The sequence below is a fragment of the Pseudomonas sp. GW822-FHT06D10 genome (assembly GCF_058799535.1).
The window spans coordinates 389,672-407,975 of sequence record NZ_JBXALN010000005.1 but is presented as its reverse complement, the minus strand read 5'-3'; the positions used below and the strand labels follow the sequence as shown (position 1 = coordinate 407,975).

General features: G+C 63.0%; 11 protein-coding genes and 1 pseudogene. 1 reads left to right on the top strand and 11 read right to left on the bottom strand.

Annotation, left to right across the window (positions count from 1 at the left end; genetic code table 11):
- Nucleotides 1-75 precede the first annotated feature (75 nt).
- The 10 genes and pseudogenes from AC1RL5_RS19145 to pilM form a co-directional block, all read right to left on the bottom strand.
- Nucleotides 76-1,494, bottom strand: coding sequence for an FAD-dependent oxidoreductase (locus tag AC1RL5_RS19145; protein ID WP_011058828.1), 1,419 nt, complete (start codon nt 1,492-1,494; stop codon nt 76-78).
- A 33-nt stretch (nt 1,495-1,527) separates the two neighbouring features.
- Complete coding sequence (gene gltB, locus AC1RL5_RS19140) at nt 1,528-5,976, bottom strand: glutamate synthase large subunit (RefSeq protein ID WP_492589522.1); 4,449 nt, start codon at nt 5,974-5,976, stop codon at nt 1,528-1,530.
- 348 nt (nt 5,977-6,324) lie between these two features.
- Nucleotides 6,325-7,905, bottom strand: a complete 1,581-nt coding sequence (locus AC1RL5_RS19135) for an SPOR domain-containing protein (protein WP_492589521.1) — start codon at nt 7,903-7,905, stop codon at nt 6,325-6,327.
- Nucleotides 7,906-7,915: 10 nt separating this feature from the next.
- The gene (aroB, locus tag AC1RL5_RS19130; RefSeq protein WP_072452080.1) at nt 7,916-9,016 is read right to left on the bottom strand and encodes a 3-dehydroquinate synthase; all 1,101 of its coding nucleotides are present in this window, start codon (nt 9,014-9,016) and stop codon (nt 7,916-7,918) included.
- Nucleotides 9,017-9,161: 145 nt separating this feature from the next.
- Entirely contained in the window at nt 9,162-9,680 is a 519-nt protein-coding gene (gene aroK / locus AC1RL5_RS19125; RefSeq protein WP_011058824.1) for a shikimate kinase AroK, read from the bottom strand.
- Between the two features lie 4 nt (nt 9,681-9,684).
- A pseudogene (locus tag AC1RL5_RS19120) lies at nt 9,685-11,340 on the bottom strand (type IV pilus secretin PilQ); the annotation flags it as partial.
- Between the two features lie 110 nt (nt 11,341-11,450).
- The gene (locus tag AC1RL5_RS19115; RefSeq protein WP_072452082.1) at nt 11,451-11,981 is read right to left on the bottom strand and encodes a pilus assembly protein PilP; all 531 of its coding nucleotides are present in this window, start codon (nt 11,979-11,981) and stop codon (nt 11,451-11,453) included.
- Nucleotides 11,978-12,601, bottom strand: a complete 624-nt coding sequence (locus AC1RL5_RS19110) for a type IV pilus inner membrane component PilO (RefSeq protein ID WP_072452083.1) — start codon at nt 12,599-12,601, stop codon at nt 11,978-11,980. Before AC1RL5_RS19110 ends, AC1RL5_RS19115 begins: the two co-directional genes overlap by 4 nt.
- Complete coding sequence (locus AC1RL5_RS19105; protein WP_072452084.1) at nt 12,598-13,164, bottom strand: PilN domain-containing protein; 567 nt, start codon at nt 13,162-13,164, stop codon at nt 12,598-12,600. Before AC1RL5_RS19105 ends, AC1RL5_RS19110 begins: the two co-directional genes overlap by 4 nt.
- Complete coding sequence (gene pilM, locus AC1RL5_RS19100) at nt 13,164-14,225, bottom strand: type IV pilus assembly protein PilM (protein ID WP_492589520.1); 1,062 nt, start codon at nt 14,223-14,225, stop codon at nt 13,164-13,166. Before pilM ends, AC1RL5_RS19105 begins: the two co-directional genes overlap by 1 nt.
- A gap of 220 nt (nt 14,226-14,445) precedes the next feature.
- Between pilM and AC1RL5_RS19095 the strand changes: the two genes are divergently transcribed.
- Entirely contained in the window at nt 14,446-16,878 is a 2,433-nt protein-coding gene (locus AC1RL5_RS19095; RefSeq protein WP_492589557.1) for a penicillin-binding protein 1A, read from the top strand.
- A gap of 121 nt (nt 16,879-16,999) precedes the next feature.
- Here AC1RL5_RS19095 and AC1RL5_RS19090 read toward each other — a convergent pair whose 3' ends face one another.
- Complete coding sequence (locus tag AC1RL5_RS19090) at nt 17,000-18,268, bottom strand: malic enzyme-like NAD(P)-binding protein (RefSeq protein ID WP_011058817.1); 1,269 nt, start codon at nt 18,266-18,268, stop codon at nt 17,000-17,002.
- Between the last annotated feature and the right edge of the window lie 36 nt (nt 18,269-18,304).

Sequence of the window (18,304 nt, the reverse complement as noted above, 5' to 3'; positions counted from 1 at the left end):
GTCAATGAGCATTCCGAGTCTGTTTCTGCGTAGCGCCGCAGGCGTGCAGCGCGCAGCATTGCCGAGCGCAGCAGCTTAAACGCCAAGGTAGTCGAGGATGCCTTCGGCGGCGTTGCGCCCTTCGAAGATCGCCGTCACCACAAGATCAGAACCGCGCACCATGTCACCACCGGCAAAGATCTTCGGGTTGCTGGTCTGGTGCTTGAACTGGCCCTGTTCCGGGGCCACGACACGGCCCTGGCTGTCGGTCTGGATGCTGAACTGCTCGAACCATGGCGCCGGGCTTGGACGGAAACCGAAGGCGATGACCACGGCGTCGGCCGGGATGATCTCTTCAGAACCCGGGATCGGCTCGGGGCTGCGGCGGCCACGGGCGTCCGGCTCGCCGAGACGGGTCTCGACCACCTTCACGCCTTCGACGCGGTCTTCACCGACAATGGCGATCGGCTGGCGGTTGTAGAGGAACTTCACGCCTTCTTCCTTGGCGTTCTTCACCTCTTTGCGCGAGCCGGGCATGTTGGCTTCGTCACGACGATAGGCGCAGGTCACCGACTTGGCGCCCTGGCGGATCGAGGTGCGGTTGCAGTCCATAGCGGTGTCGCCACCGCCCAGCACCACCACCTTCTTGCCTTTCATGTCGACGAAGTCTTCCGGCGACTTTTCAAAGCCCAGGTTGCGGTTGACGTTGGCGATCAGGAAATCCAGCGCGTCATAGACGCCCGGCAGGTCCTCACCGGCAAAGCCGCCCTTCATGTAGGTGTAGGTGCCCATGCCCATGAACACCGCATCGTATTCGGCGAGCAGCTGCTCCATGGTCACGTCCTTGCCCACCTCGGTGTTGAGGCGGAACTCGATGCCCATGCCGCTGAAGACTTCGCGACGATTGCTCAGCACAGTCTTTTCCAGCTTGAACTCGGGGATACCGAAGGTCAGCAGACCGCCGATTTCCGGGTTCTTGTCGAACACTACCGGGGTCACGCCGCCACGCACCAGCACGTCGGCACAGCCCAGGCCTGCCGGACCCGCGCCAATGATCGCCACGCGTTTGCCGGTGGGCTTGACCTTGGACATGTCCGGGCGCCAGCCCATGGCGAAGGCGGTGTCGGTGATGTACTTCTCCACCGAACCGATGGTCACCGCGCCAAACCCGTCGTTGAGGGTGCAGGCACCCTCGCACAGGCGATCCTGCGGGCACACCCGGCCGCAGACTTCCGGCAGGGTGTTGGTCTGGTGCGACAGCTCGGCGGCGGCGAGGATGTTGCCCTCGGCCACCAGCTTGAGCCAGTTGGGAATGAAGTTGTGCACCGGGCACTTCCATTCACAGTACGGGTTACCGCAACCCAGGCAGCGGTGGGCCTGGTCGGCCGACTGCTGGGGTTTGAAGGGTTCGTAGATTTCCACGAACTCTTTCTTGCGTTGACGCAACAGTTTCTTCTTCGGATCCTTGCGCCCGACATCGATGAACTGGAAGTCGTTATTCAGACGTTCAGCCATTATCAAAACCTCATCACACTCTTCAGGCGCATATCACTGCGGGTTGGCACGGGTGCTGGAAAGCAACGACTTCAAGCTGGCAGCCTTGGGCTTGACCAACCAGAAACGGCGCAGGTAGTCGTCGAGGTTCTCGGCGAGGTTACGGCCCCATTCGCTGTCGGTTTCCTCGACGTACTCGTTCAGCACGCGCTGCAGGTGGCTGCGATAGGCTTCCATCGCTTCGCCGCTGATCCGTTGGATTTCCACCAGTTCGTGGTTGACCCGGTCAACGAAGGTGTTGTCCTGGTCCAGCACATAGGCGAAACCGCCGGTCATGCCTGAGCCGAAGTTGTAACCGGTCTTGCCCAGGACGCAGACGAAACCACCGGTCATGTACTCGCAGCAGTGATCGCCAGTGCCTTCCACCACGGTGTGGGCACCGGAGTTGCGCACGGAGAAACGCTCACCCGCGGTGCCAGCGGCGAACAGCTTGCCGCCGGTGGCGCCGTACAGGCAGGTGTTGCCGATAATGGCGCTGTCCTGGGTCTTGTAGACGCTGCCCTTGGGCGGAACGATCACCAGCTTGCCGCCGGTCATGCCCTTGCCCACGTAGTCGTTGGCGTCGCCTTCCAGGTAGAGGTTCAGGCCGCCGGCGTTCCACACGCCGAAGCTCTGCCCCGCAGTGCCCTTGAAGCGGAATGTGATAGGCGCCTGGGCCATGCCCTGGTTGCCGTGGAGCCTGGCGATCTCGCCGGAGATCCGTGCGCCGATGGAGCGGTCGCAGTTACAGATATCCAGGGCGAAATCGGCGCCGCTCTTGTCATTGATCGCCGAGCGGGCCATCTCGACCATTTTCTCGGCCAGCAGGCCCTTGTCGAACGGCGGGTTGCGGTCCACCTGGCAGAACTGCGGCTTGTCCGCCGGAATGTGGTCACTGCCCAGCAACGGGGTCAGGTCCAGGTGATGCTGCTTAGCGGTCTGGCCTTCCAGCACCTCCAGCAGGTCGGTCCGGCCGATCAGTTGCTCCAGGGAACGCACGCCAAGCTTGGCCAGCCACTCACGGGTTTCCTCGGCGACGTAAGTGAAGAAGTTCACCACCATGTCGACGGTGCCGATGTAGTGATCCTTGCGCAGTTTCTCGTTCTGGGTCGCCACGCCGGTGGCGCAGTTGTTCAGGTGGCAGATGCGCAGGTACTTGCAACCCAGGGCGATCATCGGCGCGGTGCCGAAGCCGAAGCTCTCGGCGCCGAGGATGGCTGCCTTGATCACGTCGAGGCCGGTTTTCAGGCCGCCGTCGGTCTGCACCCGGACCTTGCCGCGCAGGTCGTTGCCGCGCAGGGTCTGGTGGGTTTCCGCCAGGCCCAGTTCCCACGGCGCACCGGCGTACTTGATCGAGGTCAGCGGCGAAGCGCCGGTGCCGCCGTCGTAGCCGGAGATGGTGATCAGGTCGGCATAGGCCTTGGCCACACCGGCAGCGATGGTGCCAACGCCGGCTTCGGCCACCAGCTTCACCGACACCAGCGCCTGAGGGTTGACCTGCTTGAGGTCGAAGATCAGCTGCGACAAGTCTTCGATCGAATAGATGTCGTGGTGCGGCGGAGGCGAAATCAGGGTCACGCCGGGGACTGCGTAGCGCAGCTTGGCGATCAGGCCGTTGACCTTGCCACCAGGCAGCTGGCCGCCCTCGCCGGGCTTGGCGCCCTGGGCCACCTTGATCTGCAGCACTTCGGCGTTGACCAGGTATTCCGGGGTCACGCCGAAACGGCCAGTGGCCACTTGCTTGATCTTAGAGCTCTTGATGGTGCCGTAGCGCGCCGGGTCTTCGCCGCCCTCACCGGAGTTGGAACGCGCGCCGAGGCGGTTCATGGCTTCGGCCAGGGCTTCGTGAGCCTCCGGCGACAGGGCGCCCAGGGAGATGCCGGCGGAGTCGAAGCGCTTGAGGATCGACTCCAGGGGCTCGACTTCGCTGATGTCCATCGGCGTGTCCAGGGTCTTCACCTGGAACAGGTCGCGGATCATCGACACCGGGCGGTTGTCCACCAGCGCGGTGTATTCCTTGAACTTGGCGTAGTCGCCCTGCTGCACGGCGGCTTGCAGGGTGTTGACCACGTCCGGGTTGTAGGCGTGGTACTCGCCACCGTGGACGAACTTCAGCAGGCCGCCTTGCTGGATCGGCTTGCGCGGGCTCCAGGCTTCGGTCGCCAGGGCTTTCTGCTCGGCTTCGATGTCGACGAAACGTGCGCCCTTGATCCGGCTCGGCACGCCACGGAAGCTCAGGTTGCAGACCTCCTCGGACAGGCCGATGGCTTCGAACAGCTGCGCGCCACGGTAAGAGGCGATGGTGGAGATGCCCATCTTCGACAGGATCTTCAGCAGGCCCTTGGTGATGCCCTTGCGGTAGTTCTTGAACACCTCGTAGAGGTCGCCCAGCACTTCACCGGTACGGATCAGGTCGCCTAGCACTTCGTAGGCCAGGAACGGATAGACCGCCGAGGCGCCGAACCCGATCAGCACCGCGAAGTGGTGCGGATCGCGGGCGGTGGCGGTTTCCACGAGGATGTTGGAGTCGCAGCGCAGGCCCTTTTCAGTCAGGCGGTGGTGCACCGCGCCGGTGGCCAGGGAGGCGTGGATCGGCAACTTGCCCGGCGCAATATGACGGTCGCTGAGGACGATCTGGGTGCGGCCGGCGCGAGCGGCTTCTTCAGCCTGGTCGGCGACATTGCGGATCGCGGCTTCCAGACCGACGCTCTCGTCGTAGTTGAGGTCGATGACCTGGCGCTCGAAACCCGGGCGGTCGAGGTTCATCAGCGAACGCCACTTGGCCGGGGAGATCACTGGCGAGCTGAGGATCACTCGCGAAGCGTGCTCGGGCGACTCCTGGAAGATGTTGCGCTCGGCACCGAGGCAGATCTCCAGGGACATGACGATGGCTTCGCGCAGCGGGTCGATCGGCGGGTTGGTGACCTGGGCGAACTGCTGGCGGAAATAGTCGTAGAGGGTACGCACGCGCTGGGACAGCACCGCCATCGGCGTATCGTCGCCCATCGAACCCACCGCTTCGTAGCCCTGCTCGCCCAGCGGGCGCAGCACCTGGTCACGCTCTTCGAAGGTGACCTGGTACATCTTCATGTACTGCTTGAGCTGGTCGACGTCGTAGAAGGCCGAACCGTGGTCGTTGTCTTCCATGGTGGCCTGGATGCGCAGGGCATTCTTGCGCAGCCATTGCTTGTACGGATGACGGGACTTCAGACGGTTGTCGATGGCGTCGGTGTCGAGGATCTGCCCGGTCTCGGTGTCCACGGCAAAGATCTGGCCCGGGCCGACCCGGCCCTTGGCGATCACGTCCTCGGGCTGGTAGTTCCACACGCCGATTTCCGAAGCCAGGGTGATGAAGCCGTTCTGGGTGGTGACCCAGCGCGCCGGGCGCAGGCCGTTGCGGTCCAGCAGGCAGACGGCGTAGCGGCCGTCGGTCATGACCACGCCGGCCGGGCCGTCCCACGGCTCCATGTGCATCGAGTTGTATTCGTAGAACGCGCGCAGGTCGGCGTCCATGGTCTCGACGTTCTGCCACGCTGGCGGAATGATCATGCGCACGCCGCGGAACAGGTCGATGCCGCCGGTGACCATCAGCTCCAGCATGTTGTCCATGCTCGAGGAGTCGGAACCCACGCGGTTGACCAGCGGGCCGAGCTCTTCCAGGTCCGGGATCAGGTCGTTGGCGAACTTGGTGCGCCGGGCCACGGCCCAGTTGCGGTTGCCGGTGATGGTGTTGATCTCGCCGTTGTGGGCGAGGAAGCGGAATGGCTGGGCCAGCGGCCATTTCGGCAGGGTGTTGGTGGAGAAGCGCTGGTGGAACACGCAGATCGCGGTTTGCAGGCGTTCGTCACCCAGGTCCGGATAGAAGGCGGCGAGGTCCGCCGGCATCATCAGGCCCTTATAGATGATGGTCTTGTGGGAAAAGCTGCAGATGTAGTGGTCGGTGTCGGCGGCGTTGGCCACCGAGGAACGACGACGGGAGCTGAACAGCTTGATGGCGAAATCCTGGTCGCTCAGGCCCTGGCCGCCGATGAACACTTGCTCGATCTGCGGCAGGCGCTCCAGGGCCAGACGCCCGAGCACACTGGTATCGATCGGCACTTTGCGCCAGCCCACCAGTTGCAGGCCGGCGGCGAGGATCTCGCGGTTCATGTTTTCGCGAGCGGCTTCGGCTTTCACCGGGTCCTGGTTGAAGAACACCATGCCCACCGCATATTGCTTGGGCAGCTCGATGCCGAAGTGCTCCGTGGCGACTGCGCGCAGGAACAGGTCGGGCTTTTGCATCAGCAGACCGCAACCGTCGCCGGTCTTGCCGTCCGCGTTGATCCCACCGCGGTGGGTCATGCAGGTCAGGGCCTCAATGGCCGTTTTCAACAGGGTATGACTGGGTTCGCCCTGCATATGGGCTATCAGGCCGAAACCACAGTTATCCTTAAATTCATCTGGTTGGTACAGACCTGCTTTCATAGACACTTTCTCACCAGGCTGCCTCTTTTAGAGGCAAATTTCTTTTCAATTCAACCACTTGCATTCCGCACCGAACGTACGCCAGCTTTGCGGGGGCAAAAGGGAGGTCATTGTACACACCGACACAAAGCCCCACAAATTTAGCGACGATCTGTCGTAAATTCATGTCGCATTTATGAACGTTTTAAAGCGATATGCTGTGCTAGTCAAAAAGTTTTGCTTTTGACTGCCGCGACTCAAAAACTACTGTGACGCAGACACCACAAGGCACGCGGCCTGTAAGGCAGCATGCCGATGCGGAAATTTGAGGTTGCCGGGAGAGGCGGCCTGGGTAAGGCCGCCGAATCTTCAGCGAGTTGTTGCCAGTTCTTGTTGAACGCTAGCGACAGTGCGAGGCCAAGGTTTACCAGCCTGAACCTTCGCTGGCAAGGATTTGATGGCGCTGACCGCTGCATCGCGGCTTGCGAAGTTGCCGTAGGTGATCACATACAGCGGCTTGCCGTTGAGGACTTTCTTGAAGTAGCGGTATTCGCCGCCCTGTTCCTTGACGAAGTTCTGCGCGGTGGCTTCCGAGCTGGTGCCGAGGATTTGCACCACGTAGTTGCCTGGCGCCTGGCCAGCGTACCAGCTGCCACCGGCGGCCTTGGCCACGGTGACCGGCTTCTCGGCCGGCTTGGCCGGAGCAGGCTTGGCTGCCACTGGTTTTTCTGCCGGCTTGGCGGCAGGTGCAGGCTTGGCCGTGGCCACCTGGGTCGGTGCCGGGGTTGGACGCGCTGCCGGAGTCGGCGTCGGGCCAGCCGTAGCCCCAGCAGGCGGCGCGGTGGTGGTCACGGTCGGTGGAACGGCGCTGGAGCCTTCAACCGGCACCCCGTCGTCACCCTCGCTGATACCCCCTGCGGCTTCGGCCAGAGGACCGCGCATCACGGGCTGCGACTGGCCGACCAACGGCAGCGGCATTGGCTGTGACGAACCGGCGAACTCTACTGACGGGCTGCCATTGGCATTGGGTGTCGGTGTTTGCCCCAAAGGCAGTTGCGCTTGCTCATTGGCCGGAGCGCCGGTGGTTGGAGCCTTGCTGCGGCCCGGCATCAACCAGGCCGCGGCCACGGCCACCACCACGACAGCGGAGATGGCCAATACGTGTTTCTTCGGCATGTTGAACCCCATACTTGGACGCTTGACCGCAGAGCGGCTGGCGATCATTGCTTCGATCATTGCATCCCTGGCGACCTGGTTGATGTTGCCCGGCCAGCCATCGGAGCCTTCGTGAATATCACTGATCTGATCTGCGGAGAAAAGTTCGATGCCCTGCCCCGCACCTTCAAGCCGCTGGGCCAGATATTCGCGGGTTTCCTCTTCGGTATAAGGCTGCAACTCGATGACGTGGAAGCGCTCTTCCTCGGTATTGAGCTGGTCCAGTGCGGCGATCAGCGACGACTCGCCGAACAGGAACACATGGGGACGACCTTCCGGAGCGCCGGCCGCCAGGGCCAGCAGGGCCTCGAGGGCGGACTCGTCGAGCTGCTCGGCGTCATCCACCAGCAGATAGACTTCCTGACCGGTCAGGGCCAGCTGCACTATCTGGGCGAGGATCGCGCCGATTTCGGCCTCGGCCACATTCAGCGCCTGGGCCACCTGGCGCAGCACGCCGGCAGCGTCGCCGGCACCGCGGGCCGACACCACCACGCTCTGCACCGATTGTTTGTTGGTACTGGCTACCAGCGCCTGGCGCAGCAGGGTCTTGCCGCTGCCCTGAGGCCCGGTGACCACCAGCAGCAACTGGCTGTATCGAGCCAGGTGATGCAGTTGCCCCAGCACGGGCTTGCGCTGGGCAGGAAAGAACTTGAAGCCAGGGACCCGGGGAGTGAAAGGATCGTGGCTCAACTGGTAATGGCCGAGGAAAGCCTCGTCGGCGTGCAAACTAGTCATCGGGATCTTATTAACCTTTAAGCTGAGCCAGGGCGCGGTAGTCCGCTCCCAGCGTGGCCTGTAAAACCTCTTTCGGATAATCGTCGGTCACTACGGCTTCGCCCATGCGGCGCAACAGCACCAGACGCAAACGACCGTCGATCACTTTCTTGTCAATTGCCATGTGTTCGAGAAAATCCGCTTCGCTCATTTCCTCTGGCGGGATGACCGGCAAGCCCGCGCGCTGGAACAGGCGAATACCGCGGTCACGCTCCTGGCTGGTGATCCAGCCCAGGCGCGCGGACATTTCCAGGGCCATTACGGTGCCAGCAGCCACCGCCTCACCGTGCAGCCACACACCGTACCCCATGTGGGTTTCGATGGCGTGGCCGAAGGTATGCCCCAGGTTGAGGGTGGCCCGCACTCCCGATTCACGTTCGTCGGCACCCACTACCGCGGCCTTGGCCGCACAGGAGCGCTCGATGGCGTAAGTCAGGGCCTGCTGGTCCAGGCCCCGCAGGCGGTCGACGTTCTCTTCCAGCCAGGTAAGGAAGGGCTCGTCGCAGATCAGGCCGTACTTGATCACTTCCGCCAGACCTGCCGACAGCTCGCGGCTGGGCAGGGTGTTAAGGCTGGTGGTATCGATCAGCACCACGTTCGGCTGGTAGAAGGCGCCGACCATGTTCTTGCCCAGCGGGTGGTTGATACCGGTCTTGCCACCCACCGAAGAGTCCACCTGGGACAGGAGGGTGGTAGGAATCTGGATGAAATCCACGCCCCGCTGGTAGCAGGCCGCGGCAAAGCCGGCCATATCACCGATCACGCCGCCACCGAGGGCGATGATGGTAGTGCGTCGATCGTGGCGCGCAGTGAGCAGGCCATCGAAGATCAACTGCAGGGTTTCCCAGTTCTTGTAGGCCTCGCCATCGGGCAGGACCACCGAGATCACCGAGAACTGCCCCAGGCTGCGGGTCAGACGCTCAAGGTAAAGCGGCGCGACGGTCTCATTGGAAATGATCGCCACTTGCCGCCCGGCGATATGCGGCACCAGCAGCTCGGGCTGGTCCAACAGACCTTCACCAATGTGAATCGGGTAGCTGCGCTCGCCTAGATCGACCTTAAGTGTCTGCATGTGTCCCCACAGTGAAGATGGAAGCAGGCATTGTGCCCTGCATTGACGATGGGCCTCGCCTGGTCTTCTGACGCAGCCCGATAGCTCTGCGCCACACCTTGGCGGTCTGGCGCGACGCCGAGAATAGCGCATTTCGCTCGACGCATTAACGGGGTGGCAGCTGCTGCAGGCGCTCCAGTATGTCCAGCACCACCATTCGTGGCGGCCGCTCATCGGTTTCCACCACCAGATCGGCGATTTCCCGATAAAGCGGGTCGCGGATTTCCAGCAGGTCGCGCAGGGTCTTGGCCGGATCGGCGGTGCGCAGCAGGGGACGATTGCGGTCCCGGGCGGTGCGCCCCACCTGTTGCTCGACCGAGGCGTGCAGATACACCACTCGTCCGCCAGCGTGCAGCGCCCGACGATTGGCCTCGCGCATCACTGCACCACCGCCAGTGGCCAGGACCACGCCGTCAGTGCCACAGAGCTCGGCGATCATCGCCTGTTCGCGATCACGAAAGCCCGGTTCGCCTTCCTTATCGAAGATCCACGGGATATTTGCGCCTGTACGCAGTTCAATTTCCTTATCGGAATCTTTGAATGGCAGGCGCAGCTCTTTGGCCAGTAAGCGACCGATGGTGCTTTTTCCAGCCCCCATCGGCCCAACAAGAATCAAATTTCGCACAGAATCAACGACTCACAGCAATCGCCTGGTTGTTCATGATACGCGGAGTGAGAAATACCAGCAGCTCGGATTTTTTCTCCGACACCACGTCACGCCGGAAAAGGCGGCCAAGATACGGCACATCGCCAAGAAATGGCACTTTATCTACAACCTTGCTCTGGGTATTCGAGAAAACCCCGCCGATGACGATGGTCGCCCCGTCGTTGACCAGTACCTTGGCATTGACCTCGTTCTTCTTGATCGGCGGTACATCCTGGACCTTGTTCAGGTAGTCCGGCTCATCCTTGGTGACCTTGACCTCCATGATGATGCGGTTGTCCGGGGTGATCTGCGGCGTCACTTCAAGCGACAGCGACGCCTCCTTGAAGGACACCGAGGTAGCGCCGCTGGAGCTGGCTTCCTGGTAGGGGATCTCGGTGCCCTTGAGGATCTTTGCGGTTTCCTTGTCGGAGGTGACCACCTTGGGCTGGGAAACGATCTCGCCGTTGCCGGTCTTCTCCATGGCTGTCAACTCCAGGTCCAGCAGCACGTTGTCGGTGATGTAGGCGATACCGATGCCCGAGGTATGGGCGCTAGCCCCCAGATCGACAAAGGGCGAGTTGCTGCCGCCGCTGCCCGGAGCGCCGATGCTGCTGGAACCGCTGGCAGCGTTCTGCACCCCGCTGGCACTCCAGTTGCCCTGGTTCTGCACCGAGCCGCCCCAGCGCACGCCCAGGCTCTTGTCGTAGTCAACGTTGGCCTCGACGATGCGCGCTTCGATCATCACCTGGCGCACCGGAACATCCAGCTGGGAGACGATGCGCCGAAGTTCGTCGAGGCGCTCCTGGCTCTGGTAGGCAATGATGCTGTTGGTGCGCTCGTCCACGGTGATCGAGCCACGCTCATCGGCTTTTTCCTCGGCACGGGTCACCGACTGGAACAGCTTGGCGATGTCCGTCGCCTTGGCGTAGTTGACCTGCAGCAGCTCCCGACGCAACGGCGCCAGGTCCTCCAGCTGCTTCTGTGACTCCAGTTCCTGACGCTCCCGGGCGGCAATCTCATCCGCCGGAGCCACTAGCAGCACATTGCCGATCTTGCGCGAATCAAGGCCCTTGGTCCGTAGCACCAGATCCAGGGCCTGATCCCAGGGCACGTTCTGCAGGCGCAGGGTGATGCCGCCCTGCACCGTGTCGCTGGCCACCAGGTTGAGGCCCGTGAAATCGGCGATCAGTTGCAACACCGAGCGCACCTCGATGTCCTGAAAGTTCAGCGAGAGCTTTTCCCCCTTGTAGGCAGGTCGGGCCGCAGCCGCCCTGCTGCTGCTCTCGGCCAGGGGGCGGACACTGACCGTCAGGCGGTTGTCGGTCTGGAAGGTGGAATAGTCGAAGGCGCCCTTGGGCTCCAGGGTGACGGTGGTACGCCCGGCAGCCGTATCCGCAGTGATGTACTGCACCGGGGTGGCGAAATCCTTGACGTCCAGGCGAACCCGCAGCGCCTCGGGCAATTGGGTACGGGCAAAATCGAGGACAATCCGGCCCTCGCGCCGCTGGACATCGACAGCGATGCGCGGGTCGGACAGGTCGATCAGCACATTGCCTTCGCCCTCCTCGCCGCGCTGAAAATCCACGCCGCGTATCGACCCGGACACTGCCCGCGGCTTTGCAGGCGCCCGAGCTGCCGTCCCCGGAGCAGCGGGCTTGGGCTCGGCGGCGCCGACCAGCGGTGCCAGCAGCGCTATCCATAGCGCTACACCGAGGGCTGAAACAGTCCTGTTCATTTTCCAGATTCCACTTAAGAGTGTTTTTTCAGCGCCAGTGTTCGCGGCCGCTCCAGCCAGGCTCCCGCTCCATCGGGAACAATTTCCACCACCTCGATCTGCGATTCGCTGATGGTCACAACCCGGCCTTCGTTGCGCCCCAGGTAGTCGCCCACCTGCAAGCGGTGGACGCCACCCGCGCCGCGCAACAGGGCAAAGCTCCCGGAGGCGTTGGACAGGGTCCCGACCATTTGCAACTGCTCGATATCGAACCCCTCCAGGTATTGCCGGGCTCGCTGCGGGTCGGGCCGGACCGCACTGGCCCCTTGCCGACGGGCCGCCAGGTCAAGCCTTTGCGGCGGCTGGAACGGACTACGCAATGCGCTGGCGTCATAGGTGAACGAGGGGTAAGACCGGATTACCGGCATTGGTTCAATCGGCCCGGGCGCTTGCAGGCGCATCTGGTTCATGTAGGCGTCCAGGTCGGCAAAGTCGTCGTCGGCGCCACCACACCCCCACAGCCCGGCACAAAGGCAGCCAAGCACCGCCCAGCGCAGGCGCCTCATGAGTGCGGCTCCGGAGCGTCGTACCTGTAGGTGCGCGCCTCGATGCTCATGCGCAACAGCGCCGGATTGCCCACCGCCACAGGCTGAATGCGAAAATCATGCAAGGTGACGATGCGCGGCAGGCCGGCGACGCCACTGACGAAGCTCGCCAGGTCGTGATAGGCCCCCGTGACAGTAATCTGGATCGGCAACTCGACGTAGAACTGCCTGGCCACCTCCGGTTGCAGCCTGATTTCCTCGAAGGCCAGGCCACTGCCCAGCCCCACGCGACTGATGTCCTCCAGCAGGCCGGGGACCTCGGTGTCGCTGGGCAACTGACGCAACAGCAGGTCGAAGCTGTTGCGTATGACGGCCAACTGCTCCTGGTAGCGCGGCAAATTGGCTCCCTGGCGCGCCTTGCCGGCAAACTCCTGCCGGAGACGAGTTTCCTCCTGGCGCTGGCGCTCCAGTTGCTCCAGGTGCGGGCTCAGGTAAAAGCCGTAGCCCACTAGCAGAACCAGCAGCAGAAGCAGGGCCGCCACCAGACTCCTGGCCGGCCCGGGCCAGGAGCCCAGGTTGGCCAGCTCCAGCTCCCGCAGATCGATACGCCGCAACTCTGCCAGCCATTGTCGGCGGGTCATTGCCGAAGCTCCCCGGTTGGCCCGGGCGTCTGCCCGACATTCAGCCGGAACAGGTTGTCCAGCCCTTGCTGGGCGTCCACCGCGTTCTTCACCTCGGTCAGGCTGGGGGCAGCAAAACCCTCGGCAGCCTGCAGATTGCGCATCAGGTCGGACACCCTGTTGTTTGACTCGGCGGCACCGCTGATTCCAAGGTTCTGCCCCTGCAGATCCACCTCGGTGAAGTACACGCCATCAGGCAGGCTGCGGGCCAACTGCTGAAAAATCCGCACACTGTTGGAGCGGTTGCCCTGCAGCTCTTCGATGATGCCCATGCGTTCGAGCAACTGCTGTCGTTGCGCCTTGAGCCCCTGGATGCTGGCGATCTGCTCATCCAGGCGTGCCGTCGCCTGGCCCAGATACTGGTTGCGCAAATGCTGGCGCTCGATCACCCGGCTTATATAGGCGTCGGCCAACAGAATGACCCCGGCCCCGAGCACGACCATCATCGCCAGCATCTGCAGGAAACGCCGACGCCTCAGTTCGCGCGAGGCCTCGCGCCAGGGCAACAGGTTGATCCGCGCCATCAGTCGAACCCTCGCAGGGCCAGGCCACAGGCCAGGAGCAGGTTCGGCGCCTGTTCATTCAATACCTGGGGGTCGACTCGAGGCCCCATCGGCATGGCCCGGAAAGGATTGGCCAGCGACGTATCGATGCCTGTCTCGCCCTCCACCCGCCGCTCCAGGCCGGCCAGGCCGCTACCGTCTCCGGCCAGCAGCAGTTGCACCAGGGGCTGTTGCTGAGGCGAGGTGGCGAACTGCTGCAGGGAACGGCTGACCTGTTGCAGCACCTCCTGCTCGAAGGGTTGCAGCAACTCTTCGGCGCAGCCCTGTGGCAAACAGCCCTGGCTCTGCGCCAGCAATGCCTGCTCCAGTGTCAGCCCGTATCGACGCTGGAGCGCTTCAATCAGAGGCCCGCTACCGAAAAGCTGCTCACGGCTATAGATCACTCGCTGGCCGTGCAGGACGCTGAAACGGCTGAGGGCCGGGCCTATATCCAGCAACGCCACGGCGCCAGGAGTCGCCAGCGGCAGGTGCGCCGCCAGCAGCAACAGGCAGCGCTCCAGAGCCAGGGGCTGGGTATCCACCACCCGGGCTGTCAGGCCGGCCAGGCCCAATACCGTTTCCAGGGCTTCTACCCGCTCGTTGCGACAGGCCACCAGCAGCACCTGAACCCGCTGCGGATAACCGGGCACCGGCCCCTGCACTTCAAAATCCAGGGCCACGTCTTCCAGGGGATAGGGAATGTACTGGCCGGCTTCCAGCCGGACCTGCTGCTCCAGTTCGTCGGTGTGCAGGCCCGCCGGCATATCGATCAGTTTGCTGATCACCGCCTCGCCGGCCACCGCTACCGCCGCCCCCTTGAGCCGGCTGCCCGTCTTGAGCCAGGCGCGGGACAGGGCCGCGGCCAGGGCCTCGGGGTCGGCAATGTGCTGGTCAAGCACAGTATTGGGCGCCAGGGGCTCCCTGGCGTAGGCCTCGACCCGGTACCCCTGCCCCTGGCGCCCCAGGGCCAGAAGCGTGACCGATGTCGCATTGATATCGATCCCCATAAGGGAACTCGGCTTTTTGCTGAAGAGTCCAAGCACGACCAATTCCCTATGACTATCCGTGACTTACGGACTGCTTAAGCTGCATTGCGTTCAATGGTCACGTCTTGACAGACGGGCAAATGACGCTCTCGGCGGAAAATGCTTATAATGCCCAGCGTTTTTTTTCCGCTTTTACCTGCTGCGTGGGCCGGCCCCTGATGTCCGTGAATGCCCTGACGCCTAATTCATTCCTTTCTCTGGAAATCCAAAAGCCTTGATTCGTCTGCTGAAGTTTTTCGGGTGGTCCATCGTCGCGGTGTTCTGCGGGCTCCTCCTCGCCCTCTCCGGTGCGTTTCTCTATCTTAGTCCCGGCTTGCCGTCGGTTGAGGCCCTGAGAAGCATCCAGTTGCAGATTCCCCTGCGGGTGTACAGCAGCGACGGCAAACTGATCGCTGAATTCGGTGAAATGCGCCGTACTCCCATACGTTTCGCCGACATTCCGCCCAACTTCATCAATGCGTTACTAAGTGCTGAAGACGACAACTTCGCTAACCATTACGGGGTTGACCCCAGCAGCCTGATGCGTGCCGCAACCCAGCTGGTCAAGAGCGGACACATCCAGTCCGGCGGCAGTACCATCACCATGCAAGTGGCGAAGAACTTCTTCCTGACCAACGAGCGCAGCTTCTCGCGCAAGACCACCGAGATCCTCCTGGCTCTGCAGATCGAACGGCAGCTGACCAAGGACGAGATCCTCGAGCTGTACGTCAACAAGATCTACCTGGGCAACCGTGCCTACGGAATCGAGGCAGCGGCCCAGGTGTATTACGGCAAGTCCATCCGTGACGTGAGCCTGGCGCAGATGGCGATGATCGCCGGCCTGCCCAAGGCGCCTTCGCGCTTCAACCCCCTGGCCAACCCGGCACGCAGCAAGGAACGTCGCGACTGGATCCTGGGGCGCATGTACAAGCTCGGCAAGATCACCGAAGCGGCCTACACCGAGGCAATCAACGAACCGTTGAACGCCAGCTATCACGTACCGACTCCGGAAGTGAACGCCCCGTACATCGCCGAGATGGCCCGGGCCGAAATGGTCGGCCGCTATGGCAGCGATGCCTACACCGAAGGTTTCCGGGTCACCACCACGGTGCCCAGCGATCTGCAGGAAATGGCCAACACCGCGGTCCATGAAGGCCTGATGACCTACGACCAGCGCCACGGCTATCGCGGCCCGGAATCGCGCCTGCCAGGCAAGACCCAGGCGGCCTGGGCCAGCGAACTGACCAAGCAGCGGACCATCAGCGGCCTGGAACCGGCGATCGTCACCCTGGTAGAGAAGAATGGCCTCCAGGTGCTGACCCGCAACGGCGAAGAACATGTGGCCTGGGACAGCATGAAATGGGCCCGGCCGTTCCTCAATACCAACAGCATGGGCCCGGTCCCGCGCCAACCGGCGGACGTGGCCCAGGTCGGCGACCTGATCCGCGTGCAGCGCCAGGCGGACAACTCGTTGAAGTTCAGCCAGATCCCGGTCGCCCAGGGCGCCCTGGTGACGCTGGACCCGCAGAACGGTGCGATCCGCGCCCTGGTGGGCGGCTTCGCCTTCGAGCAGAGCAACTACAACCGTGCGATGCAGGCCAAGCGCCAGCCCGGCTCCAGCTTCAAGCCGTTCATCTATAGCGCCGCCCTGGATAACGGCTACACCCCGGCCAGCCTGGTGAACGACGCACCTATCGTGTTCGTCGACGAATACCTGGACAAGGTCTGGCGCCCGAAGAACGACACCAACACCTTCCTAGGCCCGATCCGCATGCGCGAGGCGCTGTACAAGTCGCGCAACCTGGTGTCGATCCGCCTGCTGCAGAGCATGGGCGTGGACCGCACCATCGACTACATCAGCAAGTTCGGCTTCAACAAGCAGGACCTGCCGCGCAACCTGTCCCTGGCCCTGGGTACCGCAACCCTGACGCCGATGGAAATCGCCACCGGCTGGAGCACCTTTGCCAACGGCGGCTACAAGATCACCCCGTACATCATCGACAAGATCGAAAGCCGCAACGGCGAACTGCTGTTCAGCGCCAACCCGCCAAGCGCCCCCACCGGCAATACGGCCACCAGCGGCATCGCCGCCCCTGAGCACAACTTCACGATCAACAACGTGGCCGGTGAAACCTCGGCTCCGGCAGCGACGCAAGTCCCGGCGGTTGCCGAGCGGATCATCGATGGCCGTACCACCTACATCCTCAACAGCATGCTCCAGGACGTGATCAAGCTGGGTACCGGACGCCGCGCACTGGCCTTGGGCCGTACCGACCTGGCGGGCAAGACCGGTACCACCAACGAGTCCAAGGATGCCTGGTTCTCCGGCTACAACGCCGACTACGTGACTACCGTATGGACCGGTTTCGACCAGCCGGAAAGCCTCGGGCGCCGCGAATACGGCGGCACCGTGGCACTGCCGATCTGGATGAGCTTCATGGGCGCCGCCCTCAAGGACAAGCCGCCACACACCCAGCCAGAGCCGGAAGGCATTCTCAGCCTGCGGGTAGACCCGGTCAGCGGCCGCGCCGCCACACCCGGCACGCCCAATGCCTACTTCGAACTGTTCAAGAGCGAAGACACTCCGCCCTCGGTCAACGAACTGGGCAATGGCGCCGTACCAGGCAGCCCGCTGCCCGCGGACGAAGCGGCGCCGATCGATCTGTTCTAGCGCCAGGGGAGCCGCGAACGCGGCAACCTTCGCCGGCGTGCCCGCTCCTACAGCGGGCAAGCGCCCACAAAAAAGCCCCGGCTCTCGCGAGCCGGGGCTTTTTGCATGACGCTACGAACGCTTAACCGTTGAACACATCATCCACGCTCTTGAGCGGGTAGTTCTTCGGATACGGCAGGGTAGCCACGCCGGTCTCGATGGCGGCCTTGGCCACGGCATCGGAGATCACGGTGATCAGGCGGGCATCCATTGGCTTGGGAATGATGTACTCACGGCCGAATTCCAGCTTGATGCCACCGTAGGCGTCGCACACTTCCTGAGGAACCGGCAGCTTGGCCAGGTCACGCAGGGCGTTGGCCGCGGCGATCTTCATTTCTTCGTTGATGCGCTTGGCGCGTACGTCCAGGGCACCACGGAAGATGAACGGGAAGCCCAGGACGTTGTTCACCTGGTTCGGGTAGTCCGAACGGCCGGTAGCCATGATCACGTCGTCGCGGGTGGCGTGCGCCAGTTCCGGGGCGATTTCCGGATCAGGGTTGGAGCAGGCGAACACGATCGGGTTCGGCGCCATGGATTTCAGGCCTTCAGCACTCAGCAGGTTCGGGCCGGACAGACCGACGAACACGTCGGCGCCTTGCAGGGCGTCGGCCAGGGTGCGCTTGTCGGTGGCGTGGGCGAACACCGCCTTGTACTGGTTCAGGTCATCGCGGCCGGAGTGGATCACGCCGGTACGGTCGACCATGAAGATGTTTTCGATCTGCGCACCCATGCTCACCAGCAACTTCATGCAGGAGATGGCGGCAGCACCGGCACCCAGGCAGACGATCTTGGCGTCGGCCAGGGTTTTGCCAGCGATTTCCAGGGCGTTGATCATGCCGGCGGCGGTAACGATCGCGGTGCCGTGCTGGTCATCGTGGAACACCGGAATGTCGCACTGCTCGATCAGAGCGCGCTCGATCTCAAAGCACTCGGGTGCCTTGATATCTTCCAGGTTGATGCCACCGAAGGTGATGGAAATGCGCTTGACGGTGTCGATGAAAGCCTGCGGGCTTTCGGAGTCGACTTCGATGTCGAATACATCGATGCCGGCGAAACGCTTGAACAGCACGCCCTTGCCTTCCATCACTGGCTTGGAGGCCAGTGGGCCGAGGTTACCCAGGCCGAGAATCGCGGTGCCATCGGAAATGACGGCAACCAGGTTGCCTTTGCCGGTGTACTTGTAGGCCAGTTCCGGATCGCGAGCGATTTCGCGTACCGGCTCGGCTACGCCGGGGCTGTAGGCCAACGCCAGATCACGAGCGGTAGCAGTGGCCTTGGTGAGCTCGACACTCAGCTTTCCTGGACGAGGATTGGCATGGTATTCGAGAGCGGCAGTTTTCAAATCAGACATGTGGGCATTCCGCTTTTTGCTGTTGGACAGACGGAC

Excerpts from the sequence above, each read along its gene's own strand:
- AC1RL5_RS19145 (WP_011058828.1), bottom strand. The coding sequence starts at position 1,494 with ATGGCTGAACGTCTGAATAACGACTTCCAGTTCATCGATGTCGGGCGC.
- gltB (WP_492589522.1), bottom strand. The coding sequence starts at position 5,976 with ATGAAAGCAGGTCTGTACCAACCAGATGAATTTAAGGATAACTGTGGT.
- AC1RL5_RS19135 (WP_492589521.1), bottom strand. The coding sequence starts at position 7,905 with ATGACTAGTTTGCACGCCGACGAGGCTTTCCTCGGCCATTACCAGTTG.
- aroB (WP_072452080.1), bottom strand. The coding sequence starts at position 9,016 with ATGCAGACACTTAAGGTCGATCTAGGCGAGCGCAGCTACCCGATTCAC.
- AC1RL5_RS19115 (WP_072452082.1), bottom strand. The coding sequence starts at position 11,981 with ATGAGGCGCCTGCGCTGGGCGGTGCTTGGCTGCCTTTGTGCCGGGCTG.
- AC1RL5_RS19110 (WP_072452083.1), bottom strand. The coding sequence starts at position 12,601 with ATGACCCGCCGACAATGGCTGGCAGAGTTGCGGCGTATCGATCTGCGG.
- AC1RL5_RS19105 (WP_072452084.1), bottom strand. The coding sequence starts at position 13,164 with ATGGCGCGGATCAACCTGTTGCCCTGGCGCGAGGCCTCGCGCGAACTG.
- AC1RL5_RS19090 (WP_011058817.1), bottom strand. The coding sequence starts at position 18,268 with ATGTCTGATTTGAAAACTGCCGCTCTCGAATACCATGCCAATCCTCGT.